This is a genomic window from Exiguobacterium sp. KKT215 (assembly GCF_055635335.1).
This window is the reverse complement of record NZ_CM145756.1, coordinates 668,911-695,820: the sequence shown is the minus strand read 5'-3', so window position 1 is coordinate 695,820 and position 26,910 is coordinate 668,911. Positions and strand designations below refer to the sequence as shown.

19 protein-coding genes and 1 pseudogene are annotated in these 26,910 nt (G+C 53.1%); 5 read left to right on the top strand and 15 right to left on the bottom strand.

Going from position 1 to position 26,910, the window contains the following annotated elements; genetic code table 11:
• Positions 1 to 54: 54 nt before the first annotated feature.
• On the bottom strand, positions 55 to 453 hold the full coding sequence (locus tag ACZ2GZ_RS03690) for a hypothetical protein (protein WP_214799265.1): 399 nt from the start codon (positions 451 to 453) through the stop codon (positions 55 to 57).
• Between the two features lie 146 nt (positions 454 to 599).
• Here ACZ2GZ_RS03690 and ACZ2GZ_RS03685 point away from each other — a divergent pair, with 146 nt between their 5' ends.
• Genes ACZ2GZ_RS03685 through ACZ2GZ_RS03675 form a run of 3 tightly spaced genes read left to right on the top strand, consistent with a single transcriptional unit; the run spans position 600 to position 3,764 of the window.
• Entirely contained in the window at positions 600 to 1,532 is a 933-nt protein-coding gene (locus tag ACZ2GZ_RS03685; protein ID WP_214756255.1) for an ABC transporter ATP-binding protein, read from the top strand.
• Between the two features lie 5 nt (positions 1,533 to 1,537).
• Positions 1,538 to 2,677, top strand: coding sequence for an ABC transporter permease (locus ACZ2GZ_RS03680; RefSeq protein ID WP_470295566.1), 1,140 nt, complete (start codon positions 1,538 to 1,540; stop codon positions 2,675 to 2,677).
• Positions 2,664 to 3,764 (top strand): ABC transporter permease, encoded by a 1,101-nt coding sequence (locus ACZ2GZ_RS03675; protein ID WP_214801066.1) that lies wholly within the window; start codon positions 2,664 to 2,666, stop codon positions 3,762 to 3,764. Before ACZ2GZ_RS03680 ends, ACZ2GZ_RS03675 begins: the two co-directional genes overlap by 14 nt.
• 42 nt (positions 3,765 to 3,806) lie before the next feature.
• Here the strand turns inward: ACZ2GZ_RS03675 and ACZ2GZ_RS03670 are convergent, their stop codons facing one another.
• Positions 3,807 to 6,491, bottom strand: a complete 2,685-nt coding sequence (locus tag ACZ2GZ_RS03670) for an HD domain-containing phosphohydrolase (protein WP_353049134.1) — start codon at positions 6,489 to 6,491, stop codon at positions 3,807 to 3,809.
• Between the two features lie 202 nt (positions 6,492 to 6,693).
• Here ACZ2GZ_RS03670 and ACZ2GZ_RS03665 point away from each other — a divergent pair, with 202 nt between their 5' ends.
• Entirely contained in the window at positions 6,694 to 7,002 is a 309-nt protein-coding gene (locus ACZ2GZ_RS03665; protein ID WP_021066441.1) for a PadR family transcriptional regulator, read from the top strand.
• A gap of 5 nt (positions 7,003 to 7,007) precedes the next feature.
• Entirely contained in the window at positions 7,008 to 8,192 is a 1,185-nt protein-coding gene (gene chrA, locus ACZ2GZ_RS03660) for a chromate efflux transporter (RefSeq protein WP_214756253.1), read from the top strand.
• Between the two features lie 35 nt (positions 8,193 to 8,227).
• On the opposite strand, the gene ACZ2GZ_RS03655 is transcribed toward chrA, so the two are convergent.
• The 13 genes and pseudogenes from ACZ2GZ_RS03655 to ACZ2GZ_RS03595 form a co-directional block, all read right to left on the bottom strand.
• Entirely contained in the window at positions 8,228 to 8,731 is a 504-nt protein-coding gene (locus tag ACZ2GZ_RS03655; RefSeq protein WP_214756252.1) for a YdcF family protein, read from the bottom strand.
• A gap of 79 nt (positions 8,732 to 8,810) precedes the next feature.
• Complete coding sequence (locus tag ACZ2GZ_RS03650; protein ID WP_470295565.1) at positions 8,811 to 10,052, bottom strand: DHHW family protein; 1,242 nt, start codon at positions 10,050 to 10,052, stop codon at positions 8,811 to 8,813.
• Positions 10,053 to 10,070: 18 nt separating this feature from the next.
• Positions 10,071 to 11,504, bottom strand: a complete 1,434-nt coding sequence (locus tag ACZ2GZ_RS03645; protein WP_029594911.1) for an MBOAT family O-acyltransferase — start codon at positions 11,502 to 11,504, stop codon at positions 10,071 to 10,073.
• A 24-nt stretch (positions 11,505 to 11,528) separates the two neighbouring features.
• Positions 11,529 to 12,008: a hypothetical protein gene (locus ACZ2GZ_RS03640; RefSeq protein WP_029594910.1), complete on the bottom strand. Its 480-nt coding sequence runs from the start codon at positions 12,006 to 12,008 to the stop codon at positions 11,529 to 11,531.
• Positions 12,009 to 12,085: 77 nt separating this feature from the next.
• Entirely contained in the window at positions 12,086 to 13,192 is a 1,107-nt protein-coding gene (gene wecB, locus ACZ2GZ_RS03635; RefSeq protein WP_470295564.1) for a non-hydrolyzing UDP-N-acetylglucosamine 2-epimerase, read from the bottom strand.
• An 80-nt stretch (positions 13,193 to 13,272) separates the two neighbouring features.
• Positions 13,273 to 14,049 (bottom strand): annotated as a pseudogene (gene tagH / locus ACZ2GZ_RS03630) (teichoic acids export ABC transporter ATP-binding subunit TagH); the annotation flags it as partial.
• 7 nt (positions 14,050 to 14,056) lie between these two features.
• The gene (locus ACZ2GZ_RS03625; RefSeq protein WP_021066433.1) at positions 14,057 to 14,854 is read right to left on the bottom strand and encodes an ABC transporter permease; all 798 of its coding nucleotides are present in this window, start codon (positions 14,852 to 14,854) and stop codon (positions 14,057 to 14,059) included.
• 16 nt (positions 14,855 to 14,870) lie between these two features.
• Positions 14,871 to 16,160, bottom strand: coding sequence for a nucleotide sugar dehydrogenase (locus tag ACZ2GZ_RS03620; protein WP_021066432.1), 1,290 nt, complete (start codon positions 16,158 to 16,160; stop codon positions 14,871 to 14,873).
• Between the two features lie 141 nt (positions 16,161 to 16,301).
• A complete protein-coding gene (locus ACZ2GZ_RS03615; RefSeq protein WP_470295563.1) occupies positions 16,302 to 18,476 on the bottom strand; it encodes a glycosyltransferase in 2,175 nt (724 codons plus the stop codon).
• Complete coding sequence (locus ACZ2GZ_RS03610; RefSeq protein WP_470295562.1) at positions 18,473 to 21,544, bottom strand: CgeB family protein; 3,072 nt, start codon at positions 21,542 to 21,544, stop codon at positions 18,473 to 18,475. The genes ACZ2GZ_RS03615 and ACZ2GZ_RS03610 overlap by 4 nt, the downstream gene beginning before the upstream one ends.
• Before the next feature lie 81 nt (positions 21,545 to 21,625).
• Entirely contained in the window at positions 21,626 to 21,931 is a 306-nt protein-coding gene (locus ACZ2GZ_RS03605; protein WP_021066429.1) for a hypothetical protein, read from the bottom strand.
• Positions 21,932 to 21,940: 9 nt separating this feature from the next.
• Positions 21,941 to 24,625: a glycosyltransferase gene (locus ACZ2GZ_RS03600; RefSeq protein WP_470295561.1), complete on the bottom strand. Its 2,685-nt coding sequence runs from the start codon at positions 24,623 to 24,625 to the stop codon at positions 21,941 to 21,943.
• Positions 24,626 to 24,824: 199 nt separating this feature from the next.
• The gene (locus tag ACZ2GZ_RS03595) at positions 24,825 to 26,900 is read right to left on the bottom strand and encodes a bifunctional metallophosphatase/5'-nucleotidase (protein WP_029594905.1); all 2,076 of its coding nucleotides are present in this window, start codon (positions 26,898 to 26,900) and stop codon (positions 24,825 to 24,827) included.
• Between the last annotated feature and the right edge of the window lie 10 nt (positions 26,901 to 26,910).

Genomic DNA, 26,910 nt, shown 5'->3' with positions numbered 1-26,910 from the left:
TGAATCTCCTCCTCGTGGTATCATGTCTAATTCATGTACCACTCTGAGGAAAATTCAAACGTAATGCTCTTTGACAAGAACCCGGAAACGTGGTCGGACGGTCAACTCAATCGTCGTCACCGTGCGGTTCCGGTCCTCGTTCATGACGATCAACAGTTCGCCGTGATCGCGGCGATCCTCGAGCACCTCGACTTTCCCGACCGTTCGCAGCAGCTGATAGTACAACAACTCCCCCGACGCGTCCTTGACGTTCACCTCGAACTCGTGGTAGCTCGGGGAGATTTTAAAATAAAATGACTCCGTCCCGTTCGAGAAACGGAACACCGACTCGTCATAATAAAACGGGAGTGTCGTATCCATCCGTTTCGGCTCGACCGTACAAAACAACGCCCACGTCATCTCATCTGGAAACTTCTCGCTCGACTCTTCTTTGTTGAACTGCCACCCTTTCATCGCGATCCCTCACTTCAACTTCCATTAATTGTCTGAATAATTCGACTATTATAATTCATTCGTCATTGGGTTCGGAAGTTCCTGCAAACGGGAACAAAACATTGTATGCTTTTTCACGTTCCTGATTTGAAAGGAGTTGCGTCCATGTGTCTATCATCGCGCTCGACCATGTCACGAAACGGTTCGGTGAGACAATTGCCTTGAACGACTTTTCACTTCACGTCGAGGCCGGTGAACTGTTCGGCTTGCTCGGACCGAATGGGGCCGGAAAGACGACCGCCATTTCTGTCATGCTGAACTTATATCCTGCCGACAGCGGTACCATCCGTATTTTCGACCACTCGATGCCAAAAGACGAGCAGACGATTAAACGGCGCGTCGGTATCGTCCCGCAGCATGTCTCCGTGTACGACCAGCTGACGGTGTTCGAGAACATTCAATTTTTCGCCGAGCTGTACGGGTTCAAACCGGCCGAGGCCAAACAAAAGACCGTGGCCGCCCTCGACTTCGTCGAACTCACCGCGCACCAAAAGAAACGTCCGCCGGAACTGTCCGGGGGGCTCCTTCGTCGTCTCAACATCGCCTGCGGCATCGTGCATGAACCAGAACTCATCTTTATGGATGAACCGACCGTCGCCATCGACCCGCAGTCACGCAACACCATCCTCGAGAACATCCGTGAGTTGAATCGACGCGGGGCGACGATCATCTATACGTCCCACTATATGGAGGAAGTCGAGATGCTCTGCGACCGTGTCGCCATCGTCGATGAGGGACGAATTATCGCCGAGGGCACGCAAGATGAGCTGAAAGATCAAGTCATGACGCTCGAGACGGCCCGCATCAAAGTCGACGCCCTCACTCCGGGCCTCTTGGAACGACTCGAATCACTCGAGCGGGTGAAGAAAGTCGATTACGAGGAACCGTTCCTCGACGTGTCACTCGAGAAAGACACCCCGCTCGCCCCGCTGCTCGACGTCCTCCATGACGAGCGGGTTCGCTTCACCTCAATCACGGTCGACCGTCCGTCCTTGAATACCGTCTTCCTGGCGCTGACCGGTAAGACACTTAGGGAGTGATGACGATGAAACTATGGACGTTCATCAAATATGATGTCAAACAGCAACTGCGGGACCGCTCGACCTTGTTTTGGATGCTCATCTTCCCAATCATTCTCATCTTCGGGCTCGGGACGATGCTGTCGGCCATCTTCAATAGCAACATCTCGCTCCCGGTCACGGATGTCGCCTACGTCGAGCAGTCGACGGATGATTACCGGGTGCCGCTCGAGACGTTCCTCGCCGACGACGACATCAAAGCATTCATCAATCTCGTCCCGTACGATAGTATCGCCGCTGCTGAAACCGGCGTGAACGATGGCGACGCCGACGTCATCCTCCATTTGGACGGTCCCGACGTCCGTCTGCTGTACGAGGAACCGTCGACAATCGAATTTGACGTCATCGAGGCCATTCTCCGGCAATATACGGACGTCGCCAATCAGCAGATTATGCTCGCTGAGGCAGGTGTTTCCGCCCCGTTCGAGCCCACGACGTTCATCGACAGCGAGAGCGTCGATTTGTCGGGTCGGACCCCGACATCACTCGAATATTTCACCGTCACGATTTCCATCATGACGGCACTGTTCGGTGCATTCTACATTACCGGCATGCTCAGTGAGGAGAAGCCGATGACCGGGAGTTATCTCCGGATTCAAGCCGCTCCCGTCAAACGGATCGAATATCGCCTGGCTCGCAGCTTGAGCCGATACACCCTCATCTTCCTGCAACTCGTGCTCGTGTTTTGGTTCAGCCACTTCGTTTATCGCAGCTTCTCACTCGATTATGTCGAGTTCGGGCTCTTGTTTATCGCTTTGCTCGCCCTCGCCTTATACGGTACCGCGTTCGGTTTTCTCGTATCGAGTCTGCCCCGTCTCTCGCGCGGTACGAAAGATGCGATCGTCAACGGGTTCGTCGCCATCATCATGATCCTTTCCGGCGGTTACGTCCCTGGTTTCGATCAAGTGACGCTGAGCGTGGCACCGTGGGCCCAATACGTCTTCATGCCGATCTTTATGCGGGAAGGCATGCTCCAGGTGCTTCTGCGCGGTGGGGATACGACCGTGTTTTGGCAGAGCCTTGGTTGGCTCTCCTTGCATCTCCTCGTGTTCGCCGTCCTCAGTCTCTTGCTTTGGAAAGGGGTGAACCGTCGTGGTGCTATTTAGACATGTCGCCAAGCGCATGCTGCGGAAAAAAGGGCTATGGGTGTTCACGTTCGTCTCCGTATTCGGTTTCGCCTTGATTCTATCTTTCCTCAGCTCGACGTCGGCGTTGAACGCCTCCATCGGCATCCTCGACCGGGATGGCGGGGCACTCGCCAATCGTGTGATTGAAGAAGCGGGACGGTTCGGTTCGGTGACACCGCTCGAGACGGACGAGACCGATGAAGCGTTACTGCAAGGACAAGACGTCGTCCTGACGATTCCGGACGGATTCACCGAGGCGCTCTTGAATGGCGAGACGCCGCGTCTCTCGTTCAGCGCGACCGAAGGAAGTGACGCCGCGTTGATCGAGCAAGCGCTCAACTCGCACCTGTCTCGTGAGCGGCAGTTACTGATTGCAAGTGATTTTGACGAAGAGCGTTTCAACGAACTGGCCGATCTTGAGACGGAGAACGGCTATACGCTCTCGAGCGAGCCGTTTCAACAGAGCGTGGCGACGACGACGCGAACGCAGGCGTTCCTCGGTCTACTGTCGTTCGTCATGATGTCGGCCTTTCTCCAGTTCATCCCGTTGTTCGTCGCCGACGACCAGGACGAGAAAATCTATTCCCGCCTGTTCGCCGCCCCGGTCACACCGCGGCGTTACATCGGTTTGTTGTTCGTATCGTTCTGTGCGGTCGGGTTGCTCTACGTGCTCATGTTGCTCGCCTTCAGTGCCGTGCTCTATCGACAAGACATTCTAGCTCACCTGCCTGTCCTGACGTTGTTGTTCATCGTCTATTTGTTCGTCTGTCTCGCCATCGGGTCGCTCATCGCCATCCTCGCGACGAATCGGGAGAAAGCGAACATTTGGCAGACGTCCGTGACGATGGCAGCGGCCATCACCGGAGGCGCCTTCATCAGTCTGACGTGGCTTCCGGAGACGCTCCAAGTCGTCGGGCGCTTCTTGCCGACGTATTGGTTCAACTACGGGGTCGCCCAGATGTATGAGGACCGTTTCCCGGTCAACTCGGTCCTCATATTGCTCGGGATGGCGCTCGTCATCTTCCTCCTCATCGCCTGGGCGTTGAAGAAGCGACCGCTCACATGAAAAAGGAGAGCCGCGATGGCTCTCCTTTTTCTAATGCTTCAATCACCGCTGCAACGTCGGCACGATTTTCTTGAAGAACACCTCGACGAGTTCAGGGTCGAACTGCCGGCCCGCTTCTTCTTCGATGACCGCGAGTGCCTCATCAAGCGTCTTCGCTTTCCGGTACGGGCGTCCCGTCACCATCACGTCGAACGTGTCGGCAATCGAGATAATTCGTGCCGCGAGCGGAATCTGCTCGCCGCTGATCCCTTTCGGATATCCTTTCCCGTCCCACCGCTCATGATGGGCGAGTACAATCTCGGATAGTGGCCCATACTCCGGCACCGTGCTCAAGATGTTATAACTCACTTCGGGATGACGTTTGATTTCACGCCATTCCGCCTCAGTCAACATCCCAGGCTTGTCTAAAATCTCATTACTAATCGCAACCTTGCCGATATCGTGAAGCGTTGCGGCCGTAACGAGCTCGTTCACTTCGGCGCTCGTGAAGTTCATCGCTTGCCCCAGTTGTCGTGACAATTCGGCAACGCGCTGTGAATGGGCCTCCTCGCGCGGAATCTTCTCATAAAGCGTCCGCATGATGAGTTGAATCGAGTAATGTCGCCGGCTCTGTTTCTCGGATACCTTATGGTGGTACATTCGATCTTCGGCCAAGTTGAACACTTCGGAAATGGAAAGCGAGTCGTCGACTTTCACCGCTTCCCCAAACGACGCCGAGATTGGCAAGCCTTCGATTGCTTTATCGTGAAACAGCTGACTCAAGCGTTCTGATAAAAGAATTGCCTCGTCGCGCGACGTGTTCGGCATGATGATGACGAACTCATCGCCTCCGATTCGAGCGACCGTATCCTTGCCACGAATTTCACGCTTGAGCGTCATCGTCGCTTCAATCAACAAACGGTCCCCGACAAGATGACCAAACGCGTCATTCGTCAACTTTAATCCGTTAATATCAACGACAATCAAAGCGAGCGGATAATAGCATGGTTCGTCATATGTGATCAGTGCCTCATCGAAATAACGACGATTTTTCACTCCGGTCAGTTGATCGTGATAACTCAAGTATTCGATTTCCATCTCATACTTCTTCTTCTCGGTCACGTCACCGATATAGCCATGCCAGAGGACATGACCTTCATCGAGCTTTTCTGGACGCGATGATCCTAAAATCCACGTCGTCCCTCCGTCCGGTGTGATGACGCGGAACTCCGCATCCCAAATCGTCAAATTCTCATACGACGCCTCGATGCTCGCCATCACGTTCGGATAGTCATCAGGATGAATCTTCGAGAAGACGAGACCCGGATCGTCCTTCATCTCCTCGAGCGTGATCCCGGTCAACACTTCGAACCCCCGGCTAAAGAACGGGAAGTTGAAACTACCGTCTGGGAGGCGCTCGAATTGATAGATGGCACCGGGCACTTGATCTGACAGCTTCGTGAGTAAGCGATCTCGTTCGGCCAGCTCTTCTTCGAGCTGGACTCGCTCCGTCACATCTTTGGCGACGGCGTATATATAATTGCCTTGCACTTTTGAGTGCCATTCAATCGAACGATAGTCCCCATCAATCGTGCGGTAACGGTTGATGAATCGATAGATTTCTTGTCCTTCTTCAAGCGAGGCGAACGCTTCCTCTGTCTTCATGACATCGTCGGGATGGACGAGACTCGTGAAGTCCATATTTTCCAGTTCTTCAAGCGGAAAACCGAGCACACGCTCCCAGGCCACGTTCAAATGAAAAATTTCATGTGTTTTCAACGACATGATGCATTCCAAATCAACATTGGCGAACCCTTCGAACATCGATTCTTTCGTCTCACCAATTTGTTGATCCGCTTTCTTCATCTGTTCGAGGATATGGACGATATACAAATCAACGAGACCGAGCCGGTTCGCCTGTCTATTTTTGTCCATCACAATCGTCAAATCTCCATAAAATACACCGTCTTTCTCGATTTTAAAGAGGATGACTTGACCGAGGTCGAAGATGCGCAAAATATTCTTGATGAGTCGTTTTGGCAACATGCCATCGATGAGTGGCATGATGTCATCGAATACGATTGGACTTGGTGCCTTTAACAGCTCTTTACGTTTCGCACTGATCGGCCATTTACGTCCGACCGGGTGAAAACCGAGAACGTCGAGGCTCCGTTCAAGTAGTTCATCCATCCCCGACAACGCCACAGTCGAATACGTCTTCCCGTCATCATCCATCAAGTTGAGCGTCACGGCCTTTGCTCCAGTAAAACCTCGAATCTGATCGAGGAAATGTTGGTTCATCAACAGTTCACGCCCAGTCGTGACAAACCGGTGCGACACGTTAACGAGTTGTTTCAGCGCATTGTTCTCTTGGACGTGCGGTGTGATGTCATGGAACAACGTCGACACATAGCCCGGACGTTCACTGAACACGGACAGCTCATACCAAGCCTTGTTGCGACGTGAGAAATGTTCGAACGTGATTGCTTCACCGCTATCGACGGCTCGAGCGACTTGAACGATCCACTCCCGCTCGCTGTACTCAAAGTCTTTCAACTTGTCGGTGATGCGTCCCCCGAGAAAGTGTTCGCGCTTCGCCTTCATGATGCGCTCGAACGCCTCGTTCACTTCGTGGAACTCGTAATCGACGGGCTCCCCCGCCTCATCGTAGAGCACTTTAAATTCGACGTAGCCTTGGGGCATATGGCGCAACAAGGATTGGAATTTTGTATGGTCTAGGTCTGCCACGTCGTTTCCTCCTCTGCTGACTTCTATTATTCAGTTTACCTCATTTTTTATGAATTCCCTATATTTGCCGATTCGATTCTTATGAATCGGTTACATTACGTTTTTGTAAAGGTGGACGTTCGTCGGTTGCATAAATTTGCTTAGGTTGTTACACTGATTTCGACATCCGATATCGAAAATCGATTTCAAGGAGATGATGTACGTGGAAGACCGCGTCCTTCGCAAGCTGTTCCTCGGCTTTATTCATATTCATATCTTGCATCATGCTGCCGAACATCCGGTATATGGCGCGTGGATGGTCGAAGAACTTCGAGAGCACGGCTACTCAATCAGTGCCGGCACGCTCTATCCAATTTTACACACGATGGAGCAGGATGGCCTGCTCGTCCGGACCAATGAGCTCGTCGGAGGCCATATCCGGAAGAACTATACGACGACCGAAAAAGGTCTCGTCGTATTGGCGGAAGCCCGTCAAAAAGCGTATGAACTATTTAAAGAGATTAAGGAGTGAATCACATGTCTAAACAACGTGTAACGTTTAAGACGTTACTAGAGATTTTATTCGTCTCGACCCGACTCGGACTGACGTCGTTCGGCGGACCGGTCGCCCACCTCGGTTATTTCCATGAGGAGTACGTCCGTCGCCGCAAATGGATGGACGAACGTGCCTACGCCGACCTCGTCGCCCTCTGTCAGTTCTTGCCCGGTCCGGCCAGTAGTCAGGTCGGGATTGGGATTGGCATCGTCCGAGGCGGGATTCTCGGCGGGATCACGTCGTTCATCGGCTTCACATCACCGTCCGTCATCGCCCTCATCTTGTTCGCCTTGCTCGTCTCGGGACTCGACGTCTCCGATGCCGGCTGGCTCTACGGCTTGAAAGTCGTCGCCGTCGCCATCGTCGCCCACGCCATTCTCGGCATGGCCGGCAAATTGACACCGGATGCGAAGACTCGCACGATCGCGTTCTTCGCGCTCGCCGGCGTGTTGTTATGGCAAACCGCCTATAGCCAGGTGCTCGTCATCTTGCTCGCCGGTCTGGCCGGATTCTTGCTGTTCAAACCGAACAACCTGGACGTCAAATCGGCGTCATTCCCGCTCTCGAAACGACTCGGGGCGACGCTGCTCGGTCTATTCGGTGCGTTGCTCGTCATCTTGCCGATTTTACGTGAGACGATTGAAAGTCAATCGATTGCCCTGTTCGACAGCTTTTACCGGGCCGGTGCACTCGTCTTCGGTGGCGGTCACGTCGTCTTGCCGCTGCTCGAGCGTGAGCTCGTACCGACCGGTTTCTTGAGCGAAGAGGCGTTCCTTGCTGGTTACGGGGCCGCCCAAGCCGTACCGGGACCGCTCTTCACGTTCGCGTCTTACCTCGGGACGGTCATCAATGGTGTGCCGGGCGGACTGCTCGCGACGGTCGCCATCTTCTTGCCAGCGTTCCTGTTGATTCTCGGTGCCTTGCCGTTTTGGGATGCGCTCCGTCGCAACCCGAAAGTCGCGGGCGCACTCATCGGAGTTAACGCCGCCGTCGTCGGGATTTTGATTGCGGCGTTCTATCAGCCGATTTTCACAAGTACCGTCAACGGTGCGGTCGATTTCGTCTTCGCCGCCTTCTTGTTCGCCATGATCGCGTATTGGAAGATGCCGCCTTGGGCGCTCGTCATCGTCGGAGTCATCGGTGGGATGATCATCGGTACGCTATAACACGAAAAAGGGACTTCTCGATGAAGTCCCTTTTGTCATGCTCGCCATTTCCAGCGCATATAGTTGATGAACAGTTTCACGTACGCCAGCTGTTCGCGGACGACGTATTTCAGTTTCGTGGCCGTCGGCGTCTTCGCATAGAGCGCGTCGGTCGAGAGTCCAAAATATAGCCGCCCGACGAGTCGGGCCCGTCTGACGTGAAAGTCGTTCGTAACGATCGTCAGCCCGGGCGCGCCGTCCCAAATCGAGCGGCTCAACTGAAAATTCTCCACCGTCGACGTCGACTCCGCCTCGATATGGATGCGGGTCTCGTCAATCCCTCGGGCCATTAATTCCCGGGCAATGACGTCTGCTTCCGCCATCCCTTCATCAGGTCCTTGTCCTCCGCTAGCAATCAGTTCGACGTGCGGATACCGCTTTGCATAGTCAGCGGCCGCCTCAATCCGATAGCGCAAGGCGCTCGATGGTTGGATGCCATTCACTTTGGCGCCGAGGACGAGGACGTACCGATACGTCCCGTCGGCGGTTCGTCGTTTCATCTCTCTCACCTGCCTACTTGTTAGTATAACGACTTCTCATCAAAAAAAGCCAATCATCACATGGATGATTGGCAGTTTGTTAAAAGCTATCTTCATAATCCCCAGACATCCCGGAGATACGGTCGTTATGCATGAACAAGACGAGGTCGACATCGTTCTCTTCGACGTAGTCCGTGATATCGACTTTGCCTTCCGCGTAGCGGACGTCAATCGCCGAGACCGTTCCGAATGACTCTCCGAGGAAGCCGAGCACCGGGTTCGCATATGAATCCTTCAAGACGAGCACATGCAAGTCGTTGACCGGATCTTTCTGCTCGATGCGCAACTGTGCGTAGTTGTCTTTCATGAACACTTTATAGAAATCGGCGAATCGGTTCGTCTCTTCCGCTTCTTCGCGGGCGATGACCGAATGACCGCAATCATCCCCGTTCCGACATACCTCGGTCGTGAAACCGTCTTTCGGTTCCATCCACTCCAAGTAATCGAGCTTCTCGACGTACGGGAGTGAAATCTCACGAGCGTATGAGCCGTAGTAAGGCTGTTCGATTTTGAACGTCTCCATGTCGGACGCCTCTAATTTTGGCACGTCCTCATAGTCCTGTTGGAGCCGTTCGATGATTTGCTGATACCCGAGGAATGCGCCTTGCACGTTCCAGTGGTGATCGTTATAGAAATAGATGTCTTCCATCGGCTGCTCAAAGAGCGTCTCTCCGAGGTCGATTAGCTCAAAGTCGGCTCCTTCGACCGCGTCATGGAGATTGCCTCGGCTCTCTAAGTCGCCACTGATAACGTAGTCCGGAATCATCTCGTTTTGCGCCGCATGGACCGGCTTACTCGGCGCGGACGCGAAGTAGACCGGGACATCCTGTTCTTGCATCGTTGCCCCGAACTCAGGGAACAGACGCTTCATGTTATCGAACCCGCGTACAGGCTCATCCGGACCGATGAGCACCCCGTTGTCGAGGGCGAGTACCCCGTTGTTGATTTTTTGTTGGAAGACGTTCTTTTGGAAGCCTGCCTGCAGACCCATCCAACGGTCACGTTGGAACACTTGGTCGCTCGTGTAGCTTTCGAACTCCTCCATATAAGAACCATCCCGCACGGCACTAACCGAGGCTTCCGGTTGTTGCGCGAGCTGACGCCCTTCTAGAACCGACACTTCCCGATCTTGACCGAACCAATACGTGGCCAATCCGAGGAAAATCACTCCTAAAAAGACACCGAGCAACAGAAAATCGGCGAACCAGGATTGCTCGAGCCCTTTCGGCTTTTGCTCAATCGGCCGCGGGCTAGGTTTTCTAGAATCTAATGGCTTCTGCATCATATTGCTCCTTTCTCTTTAGAAGCGGAAGTAGATGAACGGATTGAACGTGCTCGACACGATATACGAAATCGACAAGAAGAAGAGCACGAGCACACCGCTCACCCGGACGAGCCCGACGATTCGGCGGGTCGTCATCGTTTTCGTGTCATCGAGTTCTTGACTCAAGAACTTCCCGACGACAATCCGTGGAATCGGCGTGGCCGCAATGATGGCGACCAAGAGCACGACCCCATATTGGACCAAGTAATAGAGCGCTTGCTGGTCAAACAACGGTCCGCCATGAAGGCCGAACATCGTCTGCAAGTAAGCGATCGCATACGGGAAATCGTCAGCTCGGAAGAAGACCCAACCGATGATGACGACGAACAGCGTGAATGAGAGCGACAGCCATGACGGCATCGCCTTCAACCATTTCCCGAGGAAGGCACGTTCGAGCATGATGAATACCCCATAGTATACACCCCAGGCGATAAACGTCCAGCTCGCCCCGTGCCAAATCCCGGTCAAGAACCAGACGACAGCCAAGTTGCGGTACGTCTTCCATTCACCTTGACGATTTCCGCCGAGGGGAATATAGACGTAGTCACGGAACCAGCTACCGAGTGACATATGCCATCTGCGCCAAAACTCCGAAACCGAACGAGAGATATACGGGTAGTTAAAGTTCTCTAAGAAGTGGAACCCGAACATACGCCCTAGCCCAATGGCCATATCTGAATATCCTGAGAAATCGAAGTAGATTTGAAGCGAATAGGCGATAATCCCAATCCAGGCGAGTGTCGTCGACATCTCTCCGGCCGGCATGCCAAAAATCTGGTCAGCTACGTAGCCGGCGCTGTTCGCTAAAATCATTTTCTTCCCGAGACCGATGACGAAGCGCTGAATCCCAGACACGAAGTCATCAATCGTCTCGCGGCGGTCGACAATCTCATCGGCGACCGTTTGATAGCGAACAATCGGTCCGGCAATCAATTGTGGGAAGAACGAGACGTACAAGGCCAAGTCAAAGATGTTGCGCTGGACTTGCCCATCCTTGCGGTACACGTCGATGACGTAACTCATCGCTTGGAATGTGAAGAACGAGATACCGAGCGGGAGCGGAATTTCCGGATCGTTCAACGAGAAACCGAAGACGCTGTTGACGTTTTCGATAAAGAAACTCGTATATTTGAATACTCCGAGCATCCCGAGGTTCCCGAGCACCATGAGTGTCATCCATAGTTTCAGTTTCTTCTCATGATGCCGGTCGCGGTCGACGAGCAGTCCGAAGACGTAGTTCATCGCAATCGACGCGAGCATAATCAACACAAAACGTGGTTCACCCCAAGCATAGAAAAACAGACTCGCGACAAGCAAAATCGTGTTTTTGATGGGACGCGGTGAGATAAAGTATAGGCCGAGTACAATCGGCAAGAAATAGAATAAAAAGACGGTTGAACTAAATAGCATATCAGTTAGTCCCTTCCTACAAGATTACTCCTCAAACGAGAGGTATAGATCATCGAGTCGAATCGTCTGCGGCTCCGTCGTCTCAATCACATATTTGTAAGAGAGTTTGAAGTACTCCGCCCCTTCGACTTGAGGGATTGACTCCTCGATATGGTTGTCGCCCGGGTTGAGCGTCAACTTGAAACGTTTGTTCGAGACGCGTTCTTTCTTCGTATACTGCATAAAATACATCTCGAGCTTCACGGTCGTGTCACTGAGCACGTGAATATGAGTATCGAGGCCAATCGTTTGGCAAGGGTCCATCTGCGCGTCCGGTAAAAACATTTGCGACGGCGGAATCTCGAATTTCAAATCGAACAGTTGCACGTAAATCGAGTCGGACTCACTCTCCGGCATGAACGTAACCTCTGTCTTATACCCTTCTTCGCGCATCCGTAAGTGATCCTTCTGGTAACCGCGCGGATAATAATGATAAATCGCAGGGCGGATTCTTTTGACTGCCATATCGTTTCCTCCGTTTTATAAGAAAAGAGTTGCCGTACGCATGTACGAGACAACTCTTATTCTTTTACATTAAGTTATTAGAAGTCTGTTGCCAAAATGGCGTCGACGATGCGACGTGACGCTTCCCCGTCACCGTATGGGTTCGAGGCTTTCGACATCTTCTCGTAAGCCGTTGCGTCCGAGAGAAGTTCGTCGGCAAGTCCGAAGATGACTTCTTCCTCGACACCAGCGAGTTTCAATGTACCAGCGGCCACGCCTTCCGGACGTTCCGTCGTGTCACGAAGGACGAGGACCGGAACACCGAGTGATGGTGCTTCTTCTTGCACGCCGCCCGAGTCCGTGAGGATCAAGTGCGAAATCGATGCATAGTTATGGAAGTCGAAGACGTCGAGCGGTTCAATCAAGTGGACACGGTCGATATCGTGCAAAATCTCGTTGGCGAGTTCGCGCACGACCGGGTTCATGTGGACCGGATAGACGACTTCGATATCGTCGTACTTCTCAATCAAACGGCGCACAGCGCGGAACATGTTGCGCATCGGCTCGCCGAGGTTCTCGCGGCGGTGGGCCGTGAGCAAGACGAGACGGCGTCCCGATTCACGGATTGAATCGAGCAACTCGTTCGAGTAGTCCTCGCGGACCGTCGTTTTGAGTGCGTCGATTGCCGTGTTGCCGGTGACGAAGATTTTGTCTTCCGGCTTGCCTTCACGAAGCAAATTCTCTTTCGACGTTTCCGTCGGTGCGAAGTGAAGGTCGGCCATGACACCTGTGAGCTGACGGTTCATCTCTTCTGGGAACGGCGAGTACTTGTTGTACGTGCGAAGACCGGCTTCGACGTGCCCGACCGCGACTTGATTGTAAAACGCCGCGAGCGATGCCCCGAACGTCGTCGTCGTGTCACCATGGACGAGGACGATGTCCGGCTTCGTTTCAGCGATGACTTCTCCCATTCCTTTGAGGACGCGTGACGTCACGTCATACAACGTTTGTTTGTCTTTCATGATATCCAAATCGTAGTCTGGCTTGATTTCGAACAACTCGAGCACTTGGTCAAGCATTTGACGGTGCTGCGCCGTGACGACGACGATTGGTTCGACCCCTTCACGTTTCTTTAACTCAAGAACGAGTGGTGCCATTTTAATCGCTTCTGGGCGTGTCCCGAAGACAGTCATTACTTTTTTCATCGATTCGCTAACTCCTCTTCTGTGAGCGGCGGCAAGATATACGTCTCGCCGAGCTCTGTAGATTCGACAACGGTTGTCCGGCGTTTCAACTTATCCGCTTTAAACGCGTCTTGCTGATCTTTTGATAAGTTACGGAACCATTTTAAAAACTTGTTATATTCACGCGCGACTTCTTCGACCGGTCCGTACTCACGGACCTCGCCGAACTCGAGCCAAAGTCCGAGCGTACAGAACTGTCGGACTTGAGACACGGAGTGGCTGATGAAGAAAATCGTCTTACCTTGATCCTTGAACTCGTTCATCTTGGCGAGACACTTGTCGGTGAACGTTTGGTCCCCGACCGAGAGCGCCTCATCGATGACGAGGATGTCCGGATCGATGTTAATCGAAATCGCAAATCCGAGGCGTGATTTCATCCCGCTCGAATACGTCTTGACGGGTTGATGAATGAAGTCACCGATATCGGCGAAATCAATGATTTCTGGCGTCAACTCGGCAATCTCATGTTTCGTCATCCCGAGCATGAGCCCTTTTAATTCGATATTCTCCATCCCGGTCAAGTTCCCGTTCAGGCCAGACGAGATCGCGATGAGCGCCGTCTTGCCTTTCAGCTCGATTTGACCATGGGTTGGCGGCATGACATCCGCGAGCAGGTTCGACATCGTCGATTTCCCTGACCCGTTGATGCCGATGATGCCGACGACTTCGCCCGGCGGCACTTCAAACGTGACGTTCCGGAGTGCGTAGAATTGCTTGCCGTTCGTTTTATTGAGGAAAATCTCCTTCAATTTGTCGGTCGGCTTGTTGTATAACGTATAACGTTTTGACACGTTCTCAAATTTAACTTGGTACATGATAGCCTCCTCAAATGTAATCGATGAAATATCGACGGAAGCGCATATGGATCATCGAACCGACAAAGAAGAGGACGAGCACGATCGCCCAATAGTAGAGACCATACGCCCAGTTGTTCGCGAGCCAATCGGTCCCGAGGAACATCGAACGATACCCTTCAATCAAATAGTACAACGGGTTGATTTGAAGAACCTCTGCGAGACGGCCGGTCGGAACCCAAAAAATCGGCGTCAAGTACATGAGCATTCGCATGAGCGATTGCAGTAAGTTTTGTAAGTCGCGCACGATGGTCGTCAGTGCGGACGTGATTAACGCTAGCGAGTAAAGTAAGGCAAGAGCACTGATCGCCAAGTATATGAACCAAAGCGAATGGAGCCCCATCGGATAGCCGAACGCCCACATTAACACGTAGGATACCGCCACTAAAATGGCATGGCGATAAAACAACGATAACAGGACGTAAGCAGGAATCGTTGAGATTGGAAAGCTCATCTTGGAAACTAACCCAATCTTCGAATAGACAGACCGAGCCGTAGAAGTGATTGCCGCGGCAATAAAGAACCAGACGACAATCCCTGCAACGAGCCATGGCAGAAACGGCACGCCATCAATCGGCCTGCCGCTTCGAATACCAAATCCAAATACAAACCAATAGACTGCGATTTGCAGCAATGGCGTGACGAATTCCCATAAAAATCCGAGGTACTGCATTGAATAGTTGCTCTTCGTCTCATACGTCGCGAGACGCATGATCAGATACTTACTCGACTGCAGTTCTGAAAGAATAGCTTTCGCGGATTTAAACATGTGAATTCACCTTGAATCAACGTACGAGATTCGTTTCCTTTGTAAATTTGTACAAGTTGCCGTAGTTAACGACTGCCACATCTTCGCCAGCTGGCTTCACGATGTTGCGCGTATCAAAGATCATCGGACGACGCATCGCTCCGCTGAGTTCAGCGAAATCGAGTGTCTTGAACTCGTTGTGGTCGACGAGGACGAGGACGAGGTCCGCGCCTGCGATCGCTTCTTCTTTCGAGACGAGGTCGAAGCGGCTCGATGTCGACTTCTCGACGTGACCGTCATGAACCGAGATGTTCACGCCACGGTCGAGCAAGAGCTCACAGATGTCGACAGCTGGACTTTCACGCATGTCGTCGACGTTTCCTTTGTACGTCACGCCGAAGACAGCAACTTTCGCGTCTTCGATGCCCGCAACGAGCTTCTCAACGTTGTCGGCCACGTAGGCTGGCATTGAGACGTTCGTCTCACGCGACAAGTTGATGATTTGAGCGAGGTCAGGTGACTTCGCGACGATGAAGTATGGGTCGACCGCGAGGCAGTGACCACCGACGCCAGGACCTGGGCTATGCAAGTTGACGCGCGGGTGTTTGTTTGCCATTTCGATGACGTCGAGGACGTTGATATCGAGGTCGTTACAAACTTTAGCGAGTTCGTTCGCGAGGGCGATGTTGACGTCACGGAACGTGTTCTCCATGAGTTTAGACATTTCAGCCGTCTTCGCGTCCGTCTTGACGATTTCGCCTTCGACGAATGTGCCGTAGACGCGTGCGCCAGCTTCCGCACAAGCAGGCGTGATGCCGCCGACGATGCGGTTGTTGTGCACGAGCTCATGCAAGATTTGTCCAGGAAGGACACGCTCTGGGCAGTGAACGAGGAAGATGTCTTCGCCGACGACGAATCCAGCTTCTTCGACGAGTGGCTTGACGAAATCGTCCATCGTACGTGGTGCGATCGTCGACTCGACGATGATGACGTTGCCTTTCTCGACGAATGGAAGGACTTTACGTGTCGCGTCCAAGACGTATGTGAGGTCGCACGACTTGTGCTCGTCATCATTGTTTGGTGTCGGGACAGCGATGATGAATGCGTCCGCTTTCTCCGGTGAGAGTGACGCACGGAACTTGCCTTGCGCGACGACGTCTGCGACGACTTCGCCGAGACCTGGCTCTTCAATGTGGATTTCACCACGGTTCAATTTATCTACGACGTTTTGAGAGATGTCTACCCCAACGACGTCGACGCCGTATTTAGCGAAGACTGCCGATGTCGGCAAACCAATATACCCAAGACCTACTGTACATACTTTCATTTGTAGTAACCTCCAAGTGTGTGTGTGCCCTGCGATTTCTCGATGCGAGCATGTCCATCATTTTATTTCAGTTTCGACAATAAAACAATACTCATTATACTCTTGAACAAATCAGCCGGGCAATTACATTTTAATGACAAATCAATGTTTTTCCGTTTCGGACAACGCCTCTAGTATAAGCTGTTCCAGCTTTTTAGCAAGTGTTTCGACCGCGAAGTGCTCAAATGCATAGGTTTGAAGCGGTTTTGCCGCTTCGAGCAGACGATCAGAATCGTCGGCGTACGAACGGATGATGCCGACGGCGTCGGACACATCTTCCAATAATAACGCGTCCGGATAAATCGTCTCGCTCCCCGTCCAGTGACGGATGAGCGGATACGTGCCCGACGTCATCGCTTCGGCAGGTGCCAAATGGAAGCTCTCGAGATCGCTCATCGAGAGGACGAAGCCAATCTTTTGTAGCCATTCAGCGACATCATCGCCGTGTCCGTCGAACTGGACGCTCGACTGAAACTGCGGCTCTTCAAGTCGGACGAGCAACTTGTCGTAATACGCTCTTTCATCTTCCCGTTTATTGATCCAATAAATCTCGTTCGGATGATGTCCTTTAATGAAGAGTTTATAGCGACGATCTTGTTGCAACAGCTGCTCGAGCAAATCGAGCGCCAAATCGAGTCGCTTCAGTTTCGGGTTGACGCCAATCATACCGAGGTGGAACGTCAAATCTTGTTTCACTTTCGGCTGAGCCAAGCGTTTCCCGTCGACGGCGTTATAAATCATCGTCATCTTGTGGCGCGGAATGCGGAACAGACGGTACATCTCTTCGAGCATATACGGCGAGACGAGGATGATTTTGTCAATGTTATGCAAGTTGTACTGACGTGGGAACGGTGTCTCTTTCTCTTGACGGTGAATCCGCACGATCAGCTTCTGGTGCGGCAACTTGTGCTCCGAGTACCAGACGGCGTTGCCAAGTCCCCATTCACAGAAGATGATATCGGCCTGCTCAAGGCACGCCTTACTGTGATTGACGTTGTGAATCTTATGGCCGTCCCATTGGTCGACGAGCACGTTGAAGCGCGGGTTCTCCGAGAACTTCTGCATGAACAGCTTCAAGAACTTCAAGTCGTGGCCCGCGAAGACGATCGTCAACTTCTTCATCGCCCACAGCTCGTCACGGAGGCGCGCATGCGTGTTCGTGAACGTATAATACTGGGCCATGTCATACAGACGCTTGGCGGCCTCACGGTAGATGGTGGCGTCCGTGAGCGCGAGACGCGCCTTGTCGATGAACTCTGACTCTGAATTGACGAACAACGGATAGTCCGCCCCGAGGATGAGCTCATGCATCGGATTACGGTTGAGCAGCACCGGCTTTCCGAGCGCACCATACTCGAGTAGCTTCGTCGACAGTTCGAGCGAGGCGTCGAGTTCCGGATGGCGCCAAGATACTCCGACCGCACTCGACTCGATTAACGTCTCGACGTCGCGACGCGGGATTCCTTTCAGCCATGTCACGCCTGGATCGTGACCGAGTCGATGTGTCACGTCTTTGCGGAAGTTCGGGTTGTTCGGGTCTTGATTGAACTTGTCACCGGCGACATGCAGCTCGGCCGTCGGATGTGCGGCGCGCAATTTTGCGAACGCCGTCAAAATCTCGCTCGAATACCAGAGCGGCGCAAACTTGCCTGTATAGACGAGGCGGTCGTTCGGTTTCGTGAACGATGGCGTCGCCTCTTTCACGTTCGGAATCATCGGGTTCAAGATGAGGAACGGTCGCTCCGTCGGGAGGAACGTCTCAAAATAATCTTTCATCGCCGACGTCTGGCAGAGCATGCGGGCCGAGCGTGAGGCGATTTGCTTCAAGCGGGCCAATTCTTCGTCCGACGCCTGCGTATGGTCGTGGGTGAAGTCGGTGATATACGTCCACGTCTTCGCCATCGTGTCCTTATACGCCGACAAGTTGTAGGCGAGCTGGAAGCCACGGATGAAGGCCAAGTCGTACGAGCCGCTCATCATGAGCTCATGGATGAGTTGGGCCGCTTCAGACGGCTCGAGTACTTTCTTCTCATAGTACGGTTCGTCTTTCTTCGGTGACGTCTCGCCAAATACGTCGAGGAAGCGGACGTTCGGCAACTCACGAATCGACGCCGTCACTTCCGGTTTGACGATCGAGCGTTTCAATAAGACGTCGACGTGAATCGACGGGTCTTGTTTCAACATATGGACGACGGACGTCAGCCAGATGGCCGACCCGTCAATCAAGTTCAAGTTCACGTCCCCATAGACGAGGACGCGAAGCGGTGCTTTCGTCATAACGTTACCTCCTGGGCCATCTCGTCGGAGAGATTGGCTCCGCCTTTGACGTATTGATACGGGTCGATGCTAAAGATCCGCTCGCCGGACTGGGCCAACTCTTGGAGCGACGCATCGTTCGTCAGCACGTCGAGTGCCTCTTGGATGCTGTAGAAACGGAGCGCCGCCGGTTTGACGAGCGAACGCGTCGGCACGGCGTCGAACACGTAGCGATAGCTCGCATCCACATCTTGTTTCTCGAGCTTCCCATCAAACGTATAGTGGTCGCCTTTCGTCAAGATGTTGGCGTCGGCATAACGCGCCGCCAAAATATAGTCGGACACGTACGACGGGCCGTAATAGTCATCCCGGTTCACGAACGCCATCCATTCGAAGCCGTCCAAAATCTCAGACAAGGCGTTATATTGCGTCAAATAACTGAGCATGAACGTCGAGATCGTCTCGGTGTTGTACTCGTTATAGACGTCGATATAGCCGTCGAACTTATCGAGGAACACGACGAGGTGTGTATGCGTGTAGTCTTGCGTTTCATAAATCGATACGACCCGCTCCATCTCCTCTTTCGAGCGGACGATGGCGACCATGGCCACCCGCGCGTGGTCGACACGGTATGGGATACCGATTGCCCCGACGACTTGGGCGAGACGTTGCGTGTACGTATGATACGTCAACACGTGACGCATCCCGCGCATGGCGACGTCCTCATAGAACGCGTCATCAGTCAACAGCTTCTTGAACGTCTCGTCGAGCATGGCGTCACCCTCATCGAGGAAGACATAATCGCCGAGCATCTGTTTGACACCAATCGAGCGCGTGCTGACGACCGGCGTCGCACAAGCGAGGCCTTCGAACACACGACGCGAGAACATCGTCGGTGAGTCGTTGACCGAGTTGACGTTCAGCATGACTTTGAAGCCTTTATACGCTTTCGCGATTTGGTTATATTTCAAACTGCCGCGAATCGAGTCACGGAACTGTTCCGGGAATTGGAGCTGATCCGTCTCGCCGCGTTGGTTCATCTCATAGTTGCGGTCATAGATGACGAGGCCGTAACGGTCCGCCGCGGCGAACAAACGGTCCATGTCTTGACGACGTGACTCGTGTCGGTTCGCGTAATACGAGCCCGCGAACGAGGCGTACGGTTCACGTGTCCCCGGTAAACGAATCGGGTTGTGTTCTTTTGGTTGTGCCGCGAACGGGAGTGCGCCGACACGGTCGTGTCCGCAGTCGCGGATGTAATCCTCGACCCGGTTCTCGTCCGTCGTATAGACGTAGTCGAACCGTTTCGCCGTCTCGATGAAACGGTCGTAGTGAATCGGGTCTTCTTTGTTCCAGAACACGGTCGGGATGTTGTTGTGACGGCACCATTCAAGCAGGCCATCGAGCTCTTCCCACGTGTTCGTGCCGTATTTGACGACCTTCTTCTCCCACGCCCCGGCGTTCCCTTTCCACGCCGACTCGACCATCAAGAAGTCCGGTTGTTCATCGGCGAGGACGGCCGGCCAGTTATCCGGTGTGAACGTGATCAAGTCACATTCTGGGCGGTACGAGGCGGTCGTGAACTCATCAAAGATGGCCGCGACTTTCAATTCGTGCAACTCACGCGGCACGGCACGGAAGAGACGGGCCTCGCGCACATCGAGCCATTCCGGGCTACGCGTGCGGTCGCTGATGATCTCTTCAGTGACGCGAATCCGGTCGATGACTGCTTCCCCGTCGCCGTCGACACGGAGCGCGAAGCGGAGACGACGCGCCTCTTTCTCAAACTCGAAAATCTTCTCCGAGCCGAGTTGGACTTGCTGCATGTTCAAGCGACCTTCCGTCGAGTACGTGATGATATAGAGGACGACGTTTGTCCCTTCTCCCATCTCGCCGTCGAGCGTGACCCGGTAACGGCTGTTCGATTTGACGTCGAACAAGAAGTCGACCGGTAACAGCTTGAAGCTGTTGTTCGTCTCAGCATACGAGATGTAACGGCGATTGCCTTCCCCGGTTTTCAACTTGACGACGAGCTGGTCGTGCTTATGTTTCAGTTTGATCGTGTCCGGTGTCGGCACCGTCCACATCGATGGTTTGAGCGATAAAATTTCTTCACGGCGGACGCTCTTCTCGCGGACCATGCCGAGTTTCAAACCATGTAGTTCACCGTGGCCAGACAAGCGGACGAAATAACGGACCGTCGTATGACTCGGTGTCAGACGGATGATGCCACTCAGTCCGAGCGGGACCTCGATCATTTGATCTTGTCCATCGGCCGTATACGTGACGACGAACAGCGAGGCGTTCGCCGTGCCCGTCACCGTCCCTTTTAAATAGAAACGATAGACGTCATCGTCCATATCCCCGAGCGGGAAGTCGATGGCGCGTTTCGTGTTCACATGCGGGAGGGCCGATTCGCCGACACCGAAGTGGACGTATTGGCCACCAACACCGTGCAGCAACAGTTTGTCATCTTCAAAGTCGACGACACGGTTGATGGCCGAAATCAATTCGAGCTGTTTCGGCGTCAAATCGATGCGATAGTCGAAATCGCTATCCTGCATGTGATAAGCCATTCCTTCGACGTCCCAGAGCGAGACACCGTTGACGTTCAGTTCGATGACACTATACGAGCCTTTTCCTTCCGTCTCGACCGTGAAGCGGACTTTCGTCTCGTTCGCGAGCAAGGCGATATCGGTCGGCGTCTGATTGTAGACGAACACGTCACGTGAATGTTTGTTCCGTTGATAGAGCGACACTTTGATGGCAGGTGTGACATCACCGGCCGCCTTCGCGCGGAACTGGACGTGCATCGTCCGATTCGATTTCGAGAAAACTTTTTTGATGTCGATCGTGTCTTCTTTCTCGTCCGGACGATACGTCAAGACGACCGCTTCCGGGCGTGAGATGACGACGTCGGCCCCTTCTAGATGGACCGCATCCGATGCGGTGTACCAATTCGGGACGATCGGTCCCGCTTGACGAGATGTCACGCGGTTGAGCGCCTTGTTGATGATGCGTTTCCCGACGCGACGCGAGCGTTGAACACCGAGATGTGCCGCCCGACGTGCTTTCGTTTGCCAACCCATATGTCTTTCCTCCAAACTGCGGGGTATTCCCCTCGATTTCACTAATAAGGAAGCGACACATCACATGTCGCTCCCGGCTGGTCATTTCCGTTTGACGATTTTGCCGACACGGCTTCGGACGGCACGCGCTGCGAGCAATCCTTTTCCGACTTTCGACTGGGTCAAACTTTGATATTTACGATTAAGTTGGCGATAGCGTTTATCGGCCTTATCGACTTCTTTTGAAATCCATTCCACCGTATAGAGCAGTTCGGCGTACCGATGCAACAGACGTTGATATTGTTGGCTCGTGATGCGGTATTCACGTTGAAGTCGTTTATTTTCCTCGATTTGTTCAGCGAGCTGCATCTCGAGAAGGTTCTTTTCTTGTTTCAATTGTTCACTCATGTTGTCACCTCAACGGAATACGTCGAAATACAGACGTTTCAATTCATTTTTTTGACCGCTCTCATACAGATCGATGAACTGTTTAAAGCGGGGGCTCTTCGGTTCGAGCGGCTTGAACTGCTCGTAGATGGCATATAACAAATCGGCGTTGCCGAAGAAGTCCTCGTCCCGCGACCGGCGGATGAACTGGAGATACCATAGCTCAAAGAACCGTTCGAAGCGAGTCTCACGATAGACATCGAGTACACCTTCACGCTCGAACGCCTTCGCCCGGGCCGTTTCGCGCAACACACATTTCTCGAAGTAACGACGGGTGATCGTGTTGACGGTCGATCCCGCCACGGCCGCGTAATAGTCGTGAATCGTCAAGTCGACGAGTGCGACACGTTCGGCCGATAAGAACATCTCTTGGAAGAAGAGCGAATCTTGACCGACCGCCCCGATGACTTGTTTCAAGCCGTTGTCGACGATGAAGTCGCGACGGATGACCATCGCCTGGATGCTTTGCACTTTGAAGTTGTGCTCGAGCAGGTAGGCACGCGGGTCTTCAATCATGCGGATGCCGCCTTTCTCGAGCCCTTCAAGTTCGATCATCGCTTCGCGGTTCGACAGCTTCAACATGCTGCCGACGGCGAGATCGAGTCCCGGTTCGCGCGTCATCAACTGATACAGCTCATGATAACCATCGTTGACCGCCTCGTTGTCCGGGTCAAGGAAAGCGATATATGGAGTCGTCGCCAGCTCGACACCTTTGTTACGAGGGCGTGAGGCACTGCCGCTGCCGCCGTCTGCGAACGAGTACGTGTAGACGTTCGCATGTTCGCGCGCCAAGCGTTCGACGTAACGGCTCGTCTCGTTGTCGGTCGAACCGTCATCCACGAGCCAAATCTCCATATCGTCAAACATCGTGCTCCGCTTCAAGCTGAAGAAGCACTTGTTGTACAAGTAACGACCATTGTTATAGACCGGCACGACGACAGACAATTTGTAGTCGCGCGGTGCGTTCGGTTGGAAGACGACCTCGCCTTTGACGAGTTCGAACCGGTCGACGGCATAACCCGGCAACGTCCGGCTCTTGAGCGTCCGCGTCACGACTTCTTTATGTGACAGCTGCTCGGCGACGAACACGGAACGGTGCACGTCGGTCACGTCGGTCACGTAGTCATGTTCCGGCCCTTCGACGAACGTCTCTCCGTCGAAGTAGGCCGCTTTTGTCACGAACGACACGTCCGTATATTTGAAAGCGTTAATCAAATCTTCTAAATAATAAGCTTCATACGTGTACGCCGAGTCGAAGAACGCGACGAACGCCGCTTCCTGCAAATCAGTCTCCGTTACGGCGTCGGCCATGCGGAAACGAACGTTGTCATACGTTTGGTCAGCAACCATGGCTTGAAGATGCGACTCGTCACCTGATCCGACGACGAGGACCGGACGGGCCCCGAGTGTTTCCGTCTCGAGTCCGAGCGCGAACAGCATCTCTTCGAAGCGGTCGTGCATCGTGTGTCCTGACATGATTGTCCGGATGCCAGATAGCTGTTGACGATACATTTCATCCTCAGTCTTGAACATGTTCAAAATCTGTTTCGCGTCGAGACGGCCCGTGGCGATGAACACGTTCGGGAAATCGTTGTTGACGGCGATATTATAGTTCGTCAAGACGAGGTTGCCGCGCGCCTGTGCATCGTAAATCTCTTGCGCACAGTAACTCGGACTGTTTTTCACTTCGTTGACGTGAAGGACCCAATCGACCGACTTTTTCAAGCGGTCCATGTCGGTCTCGCTCGCGACGAGATACTGACGATGCGCTTCGCCGACTTCTTCGTTCTGCTCGCAGTCCGATTTAACGACATGGAGACGGTGGTCCGTCTCTAAGACGCCATCCATCAATTTGTCGACGTCTTCCAAGAACGCTTTTCGCATCGGGAACTCATTCGTGACGAGCACGTCTTTCAAACGGGCGCGCGTCATGCCGATCGGGTTATGGACGAACTGATTGACGAACGGTTTGATGACGAAGACACGGTCATGTTTGCACAGTTCCGTATAGTCTTGTACCCGCTCTTCATTGGCCGTGAAGACGACGTCACATTTCGCTGCGAGTGAGGCGAAACGTGCGTAATGGTTCGTGTCCATTTCCGTATGGAATACAGTCGGAATCTCGCGATAGTTCGCTTGTTTGACTAGCTTTTCAAGCCATTCGCGCGAGTGCGACCGCGGTGTGCCCATATGTTCAAAACTCGTGGCCGCTTCTCCAGGAAGGATTGGGCTAATCATCAAGAATTCAATGTTGACTCCGGCGTTGATGAGTTCTAAAAACTCGGTGACCGTCTTGAACGTATGAATATTGCAGACGTTGTTCCATACCTCGGCCCGTTCGACCGGTCCGACGAACGCCACATCGATGAGTTTCTTCTTATAGTAAGTACTCCCGTTCGATGTCGGATATTCCGGTAAGTCGTTCGGGAAACGCGCGGTCGCCGCATCCCATTCTTGTTTGAGACCGGTGTTATACGTCTCAAGCTTTTGGTCATCCCAATATGGGAGTTGTGCTTTTTTCGTCAACGACGGCAAGTCATTGATGAGAATGACATCGCCTTCATCTAGCGGTTCTTTTTGTGAAATCCGTTCCCGTTCTGCACGTACCCATTTCGCGTGCTCTTGAACGTCGGACAATAATCGTCTTACATCCATTCAATTCGCCTCATTCTTTCATCATGTCGTATCGTAGGTTTCACACCTACACCCTCTGTCATAGTATCAAATATCAGATAGGCAAGCAATTTCAGTCAGATGACAATCGGACGACTTGCCATTCCCCTCTTTTGTAATACCCGACTTTCCTTCCCTGTAACAAAAAAACTCCCCTGAATCATCAGGAGAGTTTGACTGCTTATTCGGCTGCTACGTCGACGATGCGACCTTCCACTTTCGGCTCGACCGTGACAAGGCTTGCCACGTGGTCGCGCAAGTTTTCCCAGTCCGAGAGACCGAGGTCTTGGACTCGGCCTTCAGTGTAAGCAACACCGAGCTCCGCGAAACCGTCGCCGCCTTTCGCTGTGAAGGCGTTCGTTGCAACTTTATATTTCGTTGGTCCGTTTTCCACAAGTACCGGTGCTCCGTCTTTCATGTACTCGATTTTCGTCACGCGTTCGCCTGACGGTTTCGAGCTATCGTACGTCACTCTCAAACCAGCGACGTGAAGGAACCCACCGTTCTCGTTCGGAAGCGGTCCGACACTGCGTTCGAACGTTTGATAAATCTCTGTCCCTGTGAGGTCAGCGATCGCGAGCGTGTTCCCGAACGGAAGCGTCGTGAGCACTTCACCGATTGTGATCTCATCTTCGTTGATGGCTGCACGGATGCCGCCACCATTTTGAATCGCACCGATGACGTCAGGGCTGAACGTCTTCGCTTTCGCGAGCATGCCGTCCGTGATCAAGTTCCCGAGTGCCGTTTCATTCTTACGGACGCTCTCGCCAGTCGTGTTGCCTGGGTCGCTCGTACGTGGGTTTGTAAGGGCAGCTGTTGCCGTGGCGCCAGTCGGTTGGTTTTTCAACTCATCGACTTCTTCTTTGAACGGTGCGAGGAGTTGAGTCGCTTTCGCGTCCGCTTCAAGTTTCGTCACATCGATTAAAGCACCCTCATGGGCGACGACTTTTCCGTCTTGGTCGAACGTGACGTCAAGTGTGCCAAGGTATTGGCTATATTGATACGCTTGGACGATCAACGTCGGGTTGTCCGTATCCGCGTTTCTCACTTCCGGCTTCGCGAGAAGCGAGTGCGAGTGTCCGCCGATGATGACGTCGATGCCTTCGACTTCTTCCGCGAGGATTTGGTCGTTGTCGACTGCTGGGTTGTCATCGTAACCTAAGTGCGTGACGGCGACGATTTGGTTGACGCCAGCTGCTTCGAACGCTGCGACAGCCGCTTTCGCTTCCGCGATGTAGTCTTGGAACTGGGCGTTGCCCGGGCTTGCGATTTCAGACGTTTCTTCTGTCGTGAGACCGAAGAATCCGACTTTGACGCCGTCTACTTCTTTGATGACGCCTTCATACAGACGACCGTTATATGGCTTGTCTGTCACCGCGTCACGGAAGAGCGGGTTCAAGTCTGTGTCTGCTGAGAAGTCGAGGTTCGAGCTGACGAACGGGAAGTTCGCGTAGCGGATGAACTTGGCAAGTTCGGCGTTGCCGTCTTCGTCGCCACCGAGATCGAACTCGTGGTTCCCGAGTGTCATCAAGTCGTACTTCATGTAGTTCATGAGTTTCAAGTCAGCCATTCCTTCAAACTTGTTGAAGTAAAGTGAACCTGAGAATACGTCCCCAGCGTCAATCAAGAGTGCGTTCGGCTTCTCGGCGCGGACTTGTTTAACCGCTGTTGCGCGTTTCGGCGCCAAGTCGAGTGAAGCGTGCGTGTCGTTCGTGTGCATGAACGATACCGTGTTCCCACCGACCGAATATGGAAGTTCAGCTTCGATTGTGCGGCCATTGCTCGTAAATTTCGCATGAGCCGTGAACGAACCGATTTTTGATGTATCGATGTCGTGAACACGGACGAGACGCTCGACCGTACCGTTCGCGAAGCGAACATCGAGACGAAGTGCGCTCGGTACGTTCTCCCCTTGTTTGAACGAGAGTGCTTCCCCCGGTTCGATGGCAACCGGATAGTTCAAGACGCGGACACGCTTCTCGACTTTAATCCCCTTGCCGACCACGATCCCTTTCGCCGTTTGATATGTACCGAGTTTGTTCAACTTCACCGATGACTTGTACCAATGGATGTTGGCACCTTGATATGTCTTATCGAGTGACGCTTCGAGGTCGCCTCCGCGGACGAAGTCGGCTTTCAGTTTGACCGTCTTAACTTTTGGTGCCGCGTCAGCTGTCGCTGCCGGAACGATCGATGAAGCGGTGATGGCCGCCACAGCGAGTGAAGCGTACAACTTGTTCGTTTTACGTGTGAGCATTTGATTTTCC